The organism is Dietzia sp. SYD-A1, from assembly GCF_015356725.1.
Lineage (GTDB): Bacteria > Actinomycetota > Actinomycetes > Mycobacteriales > Mycobacteriaceae > Dietzia.
This window is the reverse complement of sequence record NZ_JADDKI010000356.1, coordinates 1-9,953: the sequence shown is the minus strand read 5'-3', so window position 1 is coordinate 9,953 and position 9,953 is coordinate 1. Positions and strand designations below refer to the sequence as shown.

The window sequence follows — 9,953 nt, the reverse complement described above, 5'->3', positions numbered from 1 at the left end:
CCGCTGCCCCGGCCCCGGTGAGCGCCGGCCCGGCCGAGCGCGTCGAGACTTCGGTGATCTCCGACCACTCCGGGATCGCCTGGGCGTCGGCGGAGCCCGGGCCGGCGTTGGTGCGTCCGAACTCCTCCTCGCCCGTCACCGTCGAGTGCACGCGGCCGGAGTCCACCCCGCCGACGGCCGAGAACAGCACCGCGCCGGTGGCCAGGCCGAGCAGGGCGATGACGGCGCCGACCACCCGAGCCCCCGTTCCCCTCACCAGGGCCACCGCGGCCACCGCGGCCAGAGCACCCAACGCCACCGCGACCAGCGCCGGCTGCCACTGGGAACCCGTCAGGGCCCGTCGGACCTCGCCCGACTGGTCGTTGAACGCGACCACGTCCACCCACACCATGCGGGAGGCGATCCACAACAGGGCGGCTCCGAGCACCAGCAGGACCACCGGGAGGCGGAGACGTGTGCTCTGACTCACCGGCCCTCCCCCGTGGGGTGGGTTCCACCCGTGGACCCCGCGGGCCGCAGGGTGTCCGCGGCCGCGACGGCCCGGAGGACGGCCATGGCCTTGTTGCGGCACTCCTGGTCCTCCGACGCCGCGACCGAATCGGCGACGATCCCGGCACCTGCCTGGACGTAGGCGGTGCCGTCCTTGAGCACGGCGGACCGGATGGCGATGGCCTGGTCGGTGTTCCCGGCGAAGTCGAGGTATCCGACCACTCCCCCGTAGACGCCGCGACGGGTGTCCTCGAGATCCTCGATGATCTGCAGCGCGCGGGGCTTGGGCGAGCCCGACAGGGTGCCCGCCGGGAAGCAGGCGGTCACGGCGTCGATGCCCGTGCGCCCCTCCGCCAGACGACCTGTCACGGTGGAGACCAGGTGCATGACGTGGCTGTACCGCTCGACCTGACGGAACTCGGTCACCACGACGGAGCCCGGCTCGCAGACCCGGCCGAGGTCGTTGCGGCCCAGATCGACCAGCATCAGATGTTCGGCGTTCTCCTTGGCGTCCTCCACCAGGTCCTTCGCGAGCAGGACGTCGTGCTCGTCGTCGTCACCCCTCGGCCGGGTTCCGGCGATCGGGTGGGTCGTGGCCAATCCGTCCTTCACCGTGACCAGGGCCTCGGGGCTCGATCCCACGATGGTGAACGCGGTGCCACCGAAACCGTCGTCTCCCGACCCGTCCGGCACCGTCATCAGGTACATGTAGGGACTCGGGTTGGTGGTGCGCAGGATGCGGTAGACGTCCCTCGGCGAGGCGGAGGTCTCCACCTCGAAGCGCTGGCTGAGCACCACCTGGAAGGCTTCGCCGGAGTAGATCTGCTCGATGATGTCGGCCACCCGCGCGTGATACGTCGACTCGTCGGTGCGACGGATCACCTGCGGGTCCGGGGTGTCGAACACGCTGACCCCGCCGCCGCCCGGCGCCGCGAGCCTCGCCGTCATCGCGTCCACCCTGGCCACCGCGTCGTCGTAGGCCTGCTCGATTCGATCGTCGCTCCCGTCCCAGTTGACGGCGTTGGCGATCAGGTGGATCCGGCCCTCGTGGTGGTCGAACGCGGCCAGGTCGGTGGCCAGCATCTGGACCAGCTCCGGAACGTGCAGGTCATCGGCGGTGTCAGGGGCGATCCGTTCGAGACGGCGCACGATGTCGTAGCCGAGGTACCCCACCAGCCCGGACGTCAGCGGTGGCAGGCCCGCGATCTGATCGGTTCGCAGCAGATCGAGGGTCCGGCGCAGGGCGTCGAGCGGGTCCCCTCCCGTCGGTGCGCCGGCGGGCACGTGTCCCCACCACATGGCCTCGCCCGTCTCGTCGACGGTCAGCGCGGCGGCCGAGCCACAGCCGATGAAGGACCACCGTGACCACGATCGACCGTGCTCGGCCGACTCGAGCAGGAAGGTCCCGGGTCGGTCGTCCGCGAGTTTGTCGTACGCGGACAGCGGGGTCTCGGAGTCGGCCAGCACCGTGCGCACCACGGGGACGACCCGGTGACCGGCGGCGAGCGCCCGGAACTGCTCGAAGGTGGTGGTCGTGGTACTCATCCGACGACCCGGCCGCCGATCCCGAACGAGTCGCGCGGCATGTCGTTGACGTGCACCCAGACTTTGGCCGGGTCCTTGCCCGAGGCCTCGGCGTAGGCGGCGGTGACGGCCTCGATCACCCGCGCCTTGGACTTCGGGTCCATCCCGTCGAGCTGGTTGATCTGGATGAAGGGCACAGGATCATTCCTCCCCGAGGAGTGTGTGGGTGTCAAAACAGCTCCGCGTGCCGTTGTGGCAGGCGGCCCCGGTCTGGTCCACCTTCAACAACACGGTGTCGCCGTCGCAGTCGATCTCCACGCTGCGCACGTGCTGGACGTGACCGGAGGTCTCCCCCTTGACCCACCGCGTCCCCCGCGAGCGCGAGAAGTACACCCCGCGCCGCGTGGCCAGGGTCTCGGCGAGAGCGGCGTCGTCCATCCACGCCATCATCAGGACCCGGCCGTCGGACGCGTCCTGCACCACCGCCGCGATCAGGCCGTCCGCAGTGCGCGTGAGCCGGTCGGCGACGGACGGGTCCAGGACCGGATCGCTCATCGGACCGTGACCCCCTCGGCCGCCATGGCCTTCTTGACGTCGCCGATGGTCATCTCACCGAAGTGGAAGACACTGGCCGCGAGGACCGCGTCGGCTCCGGCCGCGACGGCGGGAGCGAAGTGCTCCACCGCACCGGCCCCGCCCGAGGCGATCACGGGAATGGTCACCGCCGCACGCACCGCACGGATCATGTCCAGGTCGAATCCCGCCTTGGTGCCGTCGGCGTCCATCGAGTTGAGCAGGATCTCCCCCACCCCCAGGTCCTGTCCGCGACGGGCCCACTCGACGGCGTCGATGCCGGTGCCCCGACGGCCACCGTGGGTGGTGACCTCCCAGCCCGACGGCGTGGGTGGCTCTCCCTGGGGAACCGTTCGCGCATCGACCGACAGGACGATGCATTGCGAACCGAAGCGCCTGCTGAGCTCGTCGAGGAGCTCGGGACGCGCGATGGCGGCGGTGTTGACACTGACCTTGTCCGCGCCCGCCCGCAGGAGTTGGTCCACGTCCTCGGCGGTACGCACCCCGCCCCCCACCGTGAGGGGGATGAAGACCTGCTCGGCCGTGCGGGTGACCACGTCGAGCATGGTTCCGCGGCCCGAGGACGAGGCCGTGACGTCGAGGAAGGTCAGCTCGTCCGCGCCCTGCGCGTCGTAGGCGGCGGCCAGCTCGACCGGATCCCCGGCGTCCCGGAGGTCGAGGAAGTTCACGCCCTTGACCACGCGGCCCGCGTCGACGTCGAGGCACGGGATCACCCGGGTGGCGAGTGTCATACCCGGGTCACCGTTCCCCGTCGAGCCACGGGCGGTTGCCGTCCGGCCCGGGGGTGGCCCGGCGGCGTCCGGCCTCGAAGAAGTTCCCGGGCTCGCCCAGCTCGCGGATGGTGCCGAGCACCTCGGCGTGGGCCCGCGGGCCGGCCGCGAGGATCGACTGGGAGTCGATCGACCACGGCTCACCGGCCAGGTCGGTGACCACTCCACCCGCCGCGCGGATGTGGGAGGCGCCCGCCGCGTTGTCCCAGGCGTAGTTGCCGAAGCTCACGGCGGCGGACAACCGGCTCGAGCCCACGAACGACAGGTCGACTCCCGTCGACCCGAACTTGCGTGTGCGCGCGGCGTCGAGGGTGAGCTGCTCGAACACCTCCCGGCGGTAGGCCGGCGGATAGGTCGTGCGGGCCCCCGTGTTGAGCGACCCGAGGCCCAGCGCCACGTCGCGGATGGAGACGTCGGCGATCCGCGGGATCTCCTCGTCGTTCTCCTTGAGCGGACCCCCGGCGATCGAGGTGAACCGCATCCCGAGCAGCGGGAGCCAGGTCAGGCCCAGAACGGGCTGCCGCTCGTGAACCAGCGAGACGAGGATGCCGGTGGTGGGTATGCCGAGGGAGTAGTTGGCCGTGCCGTCGATCGGGTCGACCACCCAGAGGGTCCCCTCGTTGACCGGCGGCCCGCCGTACTCCTCCCCGTGGACCTCGAGGCCGGTCCCCTCGCGCAGGGCGTCGGAGATCCGGCGTTCGAGCTCGAGGTCGAGCTCGGTCGCGAAATCGTTGCGCGAGCCCTTGACGCGGGTGCCCTCGGCGCCGAGACCCTCGACGAAGCGGGGGGTGACCTCCTCGAGGACGCGGGCCGCCAGTGCCAGCGCCTCCGCGGGGTCGACGGACAGGTCCGTCGGCAGGGTGTTTCCGGTCTGATCGGTCATCTCGGGCCTCCTGCTCGAGGTCAAACGGTCGGATGGAGCCACCGGCTGGTCACCGGTGGCTCAGCGGGCGCTCACCGCGGCGAGCGCCTCGGGGAGGGTGAAACGGCCCGCGTAGAGGGCCTTGCCCACGATCGCACCCTCGACGCCCTGGGGCACCAGCGTCGCGATGGCCTCCAGGTCCGCCACGGACGACACCCCTCCCGACGCCACCACGGGCGCACCCGTGACCGCGCACACCTGGGAGAGCATCTCGAGGTTGGGGCCGTTCAGCATCCCGTCCTTGGAGACGTCGGTGACGACGTATCTCGCGCAGCCGTCCTTGTCGAGACGCTCCAGCACCTCCCAGAGATTGCCGCCGTCGGACACCCACCCGCGGCCACGGAGTCGGGGTTCGCCGTCGATCACGCGCACGTCCAGGCCCACCGCGATGCGGTCCCCGTGGCGGGCGATCGCGGAGGCGCACCACTCCGGGTTCTCCAGCGCGGCGGTCCCCAGGTTCACCCGCGCGCACCCGGTCGCGAGCGCGGCCTCCAACGAGTCGTCGTCGCGGATCCCCCCGGACATCTCGACCCTGACGTCGAGCGCGCCGACGACCTCGGCCAGGAGGTCGCGGTTGGTCCCGCGACCGAAGGCGGCGTCGAGGTCCACCAGGTGGACCCACTCGGCGCCGTCCCGCTGCCACTGCATCGCGGCCTCGAGCGGCGAACCGTACGAGGTCTCGGTTCCGGCCTCCCCCTGCACCAGACGGACGGCCTGCCCGTCGGCGACGTCCACGGCGGGCAGCAGTTCGAGGTGAGAAGCGTTGGTCACGGGCATCAGCGTAGTCCGTCCGCCCGGGGCGGCTCCCCATCGCCCTCGGCCGGTCCCGACGCGCGCGACGGCTCCTCGAGGTGCGCCTCGCCGCCGAACTCCGCCTCGTCACGTGGCTCATCCCCGGGTTCGTCTCCGTACTCGGCACGGATAGCCCGGTCGGTGAGCCGCGCGGACACCACGCCCATCGCCACGACGGTCAGGAGCACACCGGCCACCGCGGCCACGGCGCGACCGGCCGGCGGAAGCGGGAGCAGCGCCACCGCCAGGGCGGTCAGACCGAGCGACACCACTCCCGCACCGCAGACTCCCAGCGCGAGGGCCGCGAACGACACGGGCGCCGGGCGAGCCCGGCGGTCAGCCAACGGATCGGATCCAGTTCTCGAGCAGATGCAGGCCGGCGTCACCCGATTTCTCGGGGTGGAACTGGGTGGCCGACAGGGGGCCGTTCTCCACGGCGGCGACGAACCTCGTGCCGTGCCGGGCCCAGGTGACATCCGGTGGGGTCAGTTGGTCGGACGGCTCCATCGCCCACCGTTGCACGCCGTACGAGTGGACGAAGTAGAAGCGCTCGTCCGAGGGCATGCCGGCGAACAGCACACTGTGCTCGGGCGCCTCGACGGTGTTCCACCCCATGTGCGGCAGCACCGGCGCCTCCAACCGCTCCACCACACCCGGCCACTCGCCGCATCCCGCCGCCCCGGACTCGGCGTGCTCGCCGTCCGAGAACTCGGTCCCCCGCTCGAACATGACCTGCATCCCGACGCAGATTCCCAGGACGGGTCGACCGCCGGCGAGGCGTTCGCCGATGATCCGTGGTCCCTTGACGGCCCGGAGGCCCTCCATACACGCCGCGAACGCTCCGACCCCCGGGACGACGAGGGCGTCCGCCTCGGTGGCCACCTCGGGGTCGGAGGTGAGCTCGACCCGCGCACCGACACGCTCCAGCGCGCGGTGGGCGGAGCGGAGGTTGCCCGAGCCGTAGTCGAGGAGCGCCACCCGCGGGGCCAGTGAGGTCATGACCCCACTTTATCGTCCCGGTGCAGCACGGTCAGATCACGCGCGGGCCGGGTGCGCCGGGCGCCCACCGCCGCGGGGCCGCCCACGACGAGGACGATTCCCGCCGCCACCATGAACAGGACCACGTAGCCGAACCCGGCGACCGCTCCCATGACCACCGATCCGAGGCCCGTGCCGGCGTCGAAGGAGATGTTCCACGAGGCGGACGCGGTCCCCAGGCGCGAGCGCGGCATCCGCTCGAAGGACCCGACGAGCGCCTCGTTCTGCACGGCGCCGAACCCGAGTCCGAACACCACGGTGGGGGCGATGAACCACCACGGGTTCGCCGACAGCGTGAGTAGGCCGGCGATCCCGGCCATGCCGAGCGCCGAGAACGCGAGCCCGGGCCAGACCAGCGCGCCGGGTCCGCGCCGATCGGAGACGAGGCCGGCGAAGGTGCGGCCGACGATCACGCCCACCCCGAGGAGCCCGAGACCGACTCCCGCGACGACCGCTCCGCTCCCCGAGACGATCGAGTCCAGGGCGGGTGAGAGAAAGGACGCGGCGGCGCCGTAGGGCAGGGAGACCGCCACCATGACGAGGAACGGGCCCGCGAGCAGCACGATCATCGCCCGGCGGCCGAGCGCGGAGGGGTCGGAGGGCCTCGCGGGGGCCGGGTGCACGTCGGGGAGTCGTGACGCGGCGAGAAGGCCGACAACACCGAACGCGGTCGCGCTCCAGGCGACCGTGGCCAGTCCGAACACCTCCAGCAACCACAGCCCGACGGGCAGGAAGATCGCCTCGGAGATGCCCACCGCGAGGCCGATCAGTGAGGTGGCGCGGCCGAGCATCCCGGGTGGCGCGAGCTCCGCGACCAGCGCGGAGCCGGCGACCGTCATCATGCCGAAGCCCGCCCCGCGGACACCACTGACCGCCAGCACCGCGACCGGCCCCTCGGCCAGGGCGAGCAGACCGGACGGCAGACCGAGGAGCGCACTGCCGGTCGCGAGTACCCAGCGGTACCCGATCGCCGCGGTGATCCTCGGGGTGAGCAGCTGGACCAGCACGGTGACCGTCATGAACACACCGGTGGTCGCGCCGGCGACCAGGTCGCTCCCCCCTCCCCGCAGCACGGCGAGAGGCACCACGGGCAGGAGCAGCGAGAAACCACCGAAGGCGAGCAGGACCAGGATGAACGCCGCGGGCACACCGCGGGTCCGGGCCAGTAGTGCGAACCCGCCCGGCTTCGTGTCGCCCTGTGTCACTTCGTCATCACAGGGCGCCCTTGGTCGAGGGGATCCCACTGATGCGGGGATCCCGTTCGACCGCGGCGCGCAGCGCCCGGGCGACGGCCTTGTACTCCGCCTCGGTGATGTGGTGGGGGTCGCGCCCGTAGTGCACGCGGACGTGCAGCGCGATACGGGCGTGCGACGCGAGGGTCTCGAAGACGTGCCGGTTGAGCACGGTGCCGTACGGGGCGCTGTCGTGCCCCACGACGACGTACCCGATCATGACGTCGGGTTCTCCGCTGTGGACGCAGTACGGGCGGCCCGAGACGTCGACGACCGCCTCGGCGAGGGTCTCGTCCATGGGGATCGAACACTGGCCGAACCGGCGGATGCCCCGCTTGTCGCCCAGCGCCTTCCCGAGCGCCTGTCCCAGCACGATGGCGGTGTCCTCGACGGTGTGGTGCGCCTCGATCTCGACGTCGCCCGTCGCGCGCACGGTGAGGTCGAACGCGCCGTGCTGACCGAACGCGGTGAGCATGTGGTCGAAGAACGGGACGCCGGTGGCGATCTCCGTCCGGCCGGTGCCGTCGAGGTCGATCTCGACGACGATCGACGACTCCCTGGTGGTGCGCTCGACGCGACCGACGCGTCCGCCCTGCTCGCTCATCGTCTCTCCCTCGTCGTGGTGATCTCTGTTCCCGCCACCTCGGCGCTCACCTGCAGCAGCCGGTCGTTCTCGCTCTCCAGCCCGATGGTCGCACGAAGACGGCCCGGGATGCCCACGTCGCGGATGAGCACGCCCGCGTCGAGGTAGCGCCGCCACGCGCGGGGCGCGTCCACGAAGGGCCCGTAGAGCACGAAGTTGGCCTCGCTGGGCAGCACGTCGTAGCCGAGCGCCTCGAGTCCCGCGATGACGCGCTTGCGCTCCTCGGCCAGCAGCGCGACCGAGGCCAGGGTCTCGTCGGCGTGCCTCAGCGCGGCCCCGGCGGCGGCCTGCGCGATCACCGACAGGTGGTACGGCAGGCGGACGAGCAGAACCGCGTCGACGAACGCCGGGTCGGCCGCGAAGTACCCGAGCCGCCCGCCGGCGAACGCGAAGGCCTTGCTCATGGTGCGCGAGACGACCAGCTTCGCCGGGAACTCGGCCAGGAGCGTGCACGCGCTCGGCGAGGGGGAGAACTCCGCGTACGCCTCGTCGACCACGACGATCCCCGGTGCCGCGCCGATCAGCCGCCGCAGGTCGTCCAGCTCGATCACGTGGCCCGTCGGATTGTTGGGTGTCGTGAGGAAGACGATGTCGGGGCGGTGGCCGGCGATCGCCGCCAGCGCGGCCTCGACGTCGATCGCCAGGTCCGCGCCCCGGTCGACCGGGATCCACTCGGTGTCCGTGCCCGCAGCGAGGATCGGGTGCATCGAGTAGCTGGGGACGAATCCCATCGCGCTGCGACCGGGCCCGCCGAAGGCCTGCAGCAACTGCTGGAGGATCTCGTTGGAGCCGTTGGCCGCCCACACCATGTCCACGTCCACCTCCACGCCGGTCTGCCGGGTGAGGTAGGCGGCGAGGTCGGTGCGCAGGTCGACGGCGTCCCGGTCCGGGTAGCGGTTGAGGTCGGCCGCGGCCGCGGAGACCGCGTCGGCGATGTCGGCGACCAGCGCCGCGCTCGGCGGGTGCGGGTTCTCGTTGGTGTTGAGCTGCACCGGCACCTCGAGTTGCGGGGCTCCGTAGGCGCTCGTGCCGCGCAGGTTCTCGCGCAGTGGCAGCGCGTCCAGGCCGACGCCGCGACGGGGGGTGTCGTTCACTTCTGTCCCTCCTCGGCGGCGAGGTCCTCGAAGCGGGCCCGGACGGCCTCACCGTGGGCCGGCAGTCGCTCGGCGTCGGCGAGCGACACGACCGTCGGGGCGATCTCCTTGAGGGCGGCCCGGTCGTAGTCGATGACGTGGATACCGCGCAGGAAGGTCTGGACGCTCAACCCGGACGAGTGGCGTGCGGTCCCCGAGGTGGGCAGGACGTGGTTCGAGCCCGCCGCGTAGTCGCCGAGCGGCACCGGGGAGTAGGCACCCACGAAGATCGCCCCGGCGTTGCGGACGCGGGCGGCGTCGCCCGCCGGGTCACGGGTCTGCACCTCCAGGTGCTCGGCCGCGTACGCGTCCACCACGCGCAGGCCGGCGTCGATGTCGTCCACCAGGACGATGCCCGACTGCGGGCCCTCGAGCGCCTCGCGCACGCGGCCCGAGTTGAGGGTGACGGTGTAGCGGGCCCCGACCTCCCGGGCGACGGCGTCGGCGAGCTGCTCGGAGTCGGTGACCAGCACGCTCGCCGCGTTGGGGTCGTGCTCGGCCTGGCTGATGAGGTCGTAGGCGATGTGGACCGGGTCGGCCGTGTGGTCGGCCAGGACGGCGATCTCCGTGGGACCGGCTTCCGAATCGATCCCCACGACGCTGCGGCACAGTCGCTTGGCGGCGGTGACGTAGACGTTGCCGGGCCCGGTGACCATGTCGACGGGCTCGAGCTCGCGTCCGTCGGTGTCCTCGCCGCCGTGGGCGAGCAGGGCCACGGCCTGGGCGCCTCCGACGGCCCAGACCTCGTCGACCCCGAGCAGAGCACACGCGCCGAGGATGGTGGGGTGGGGCCAGCCACCGGAGTCGGCCTGGGGC

General features: G+C 72.0%; 13 protein-coding genes. All 13 read right to left on the bottom strand.

Going from position 1 to position 9,953, the window contains the following annotated elements; genetic code table 11:
- Positions 1-469 (bottom strand): Trp biosynthesis-associated membrane protein (locus tag IY392_RS13695; RefSeq protein WP_309234187.1); only part of this gene is annotated, 469 nt, incomplete at its 3' end.
- The gene (locus IY392_RS13690; protein WP_107756289.1) at positions 466-2,034 is read right to left on the bottom strand and encodes an anthranilate synthase component I; all 1,569 of its coding nucleotides are present in this window, start codon (positions 2,032-2,034) and stop codon (positions 466-468) included. The genes IY392_RS13695 and IY392_RS13690, both read right to left, overlap by 4 nt.
- A complete protein-coding gene (locus IY392_RS13685; RefSeq protein ID WP_194861506.1) occupies positions 2,031-2,210 on the bottom strand; it encodes a 4-oxalocrotonate tautomerase family protein in 180 nt (59 codons plus the stop codon). The genes IY392_RS13690 and IY392_RS13685 overlap by 4 nt, the downstream gene beginning before the upstream one ends.
- 4 nt (positions 2,211-2,214) lie before the next feature.
- Positions 2,215-2,568, bottom strand: coding sequence for a phosphoribosyl-AMP cyclohydrolase (gene hisI, locus IY392_RS13680; RefSeq protein ID WP_107756288.1), 354 nt, complete (start codon positions 2,566-2,568; stop codon positions 2,215-2,217).
- Positions 2,565-3,338 carry an imidazole glycerol phosphate synthase subunit HisF gene (hisF, locus tag IY392_RS13675; protein ID WP_107756287.1) on the bottom strand — a complete coding sequence of 258 codons (774 nt, stop codon included), beginning with the start codon at positions 3,336-3,338 and terminating at the stop codon, positions 2,565-2,567. Before hisF ends, hisI begins: the two co-directional genes overlap by 4 nt.
- Before the next feature lie 7 nt (positions 3,339-3,345).
- Positions 3,346-4,260: an inositol monophosphatase gene (locus IY392_RS13670; protein WP_107756286.1), complete on the bottom strand. Its 915-nt coding sequence runs from the start codon at positions 4,258-4,260 to the stop codon at positions 3,346-3,348.
- Between the two features lie 60 nt (positions 4,261-4,320).
- A complete protein-coding gene (priA, locus tag IY392_RS13665; protein WP_194861505.1) occupies positions 4,321-5,076 on the bottom strand; it encodes a bifunctional 1-(5-phosphoribosyl)-5-((5-phosphoribosylamino)methylideneamino)imidazole-4-carboxamide isomerase/phosphoribosylanthranilate isomerase PriA in 756 nt (251 codons plus the stop codon).
- A complete protein-coding gene (locus tag IY392_RS13660; protein ID WP_194861504.1) occupies positions 5,076-5,405 on the bottom strand; it encodes a hypothetical protein in 330 nt (109 codons plus the stop codon). Before IY392_RS13660 ends, priA begins: the two co-directional genes overlap by 1 nt.
- Positions 5,406-5,427: 22 nt before the next feature.
- A complete protein-coding gene (gene hisH, locus IY392_RS13655; RefSeq protein ID WP_194861503.1) occupies positions 5,428-6,090 on the bottom strand; it encodes an imidazole glycerol phosphate synthase subunit HisH in 663 nt (220 codons plus the stop codon).
- A complete protein-coding gene (locus IY392_RS13650; RefSeq protein ID WP_194861502.1) occupies positions 6,087-7,334 on the bottom strand; it encodes an MFS transporter in 1,248 nt (415 codons plus the stop codon). The genes hisH and IY392_RS13650 overlap by 4 nt, the downstream gene beginning before the upstream one ends.
- A 7-nt stretch (positions 7,335-7,341) precedes the next feature.
- Positions 7,342-7,965, bottom strand: a complete 624-nt coding sequence (gene hisB / locus IY392_RS13645; RefSeq protein WP_194861501.1) for an imidazoleglycerol-phosphate dehydratase HisB — start codon at positions 7,963-7,965, stop codon at positions 7,342-7,344.
- Entirely contained in the window at positions 7,962-9,098 is a 1,137-nt protein-coding gene (locus IY392_RS13640; protein WP_194861500.1) for a histidinol-phosphate transaminase, read from the bottom strand. The genes hisB and IY392_RS13640 overlap by 4 nt, the downstream gene beginning before the upstream one ends.
- Positions 9,095-9,953 (bottom strand): histidinol dehydrogenase (hisD, locus tag IY392_RS13635; protein WP_194861499.1); only part of this gene is annotated, 859 nt, incomplete at its 5' end. The genes IY392_RS13640 and hisD, both read right to left, overlap by 4 nt.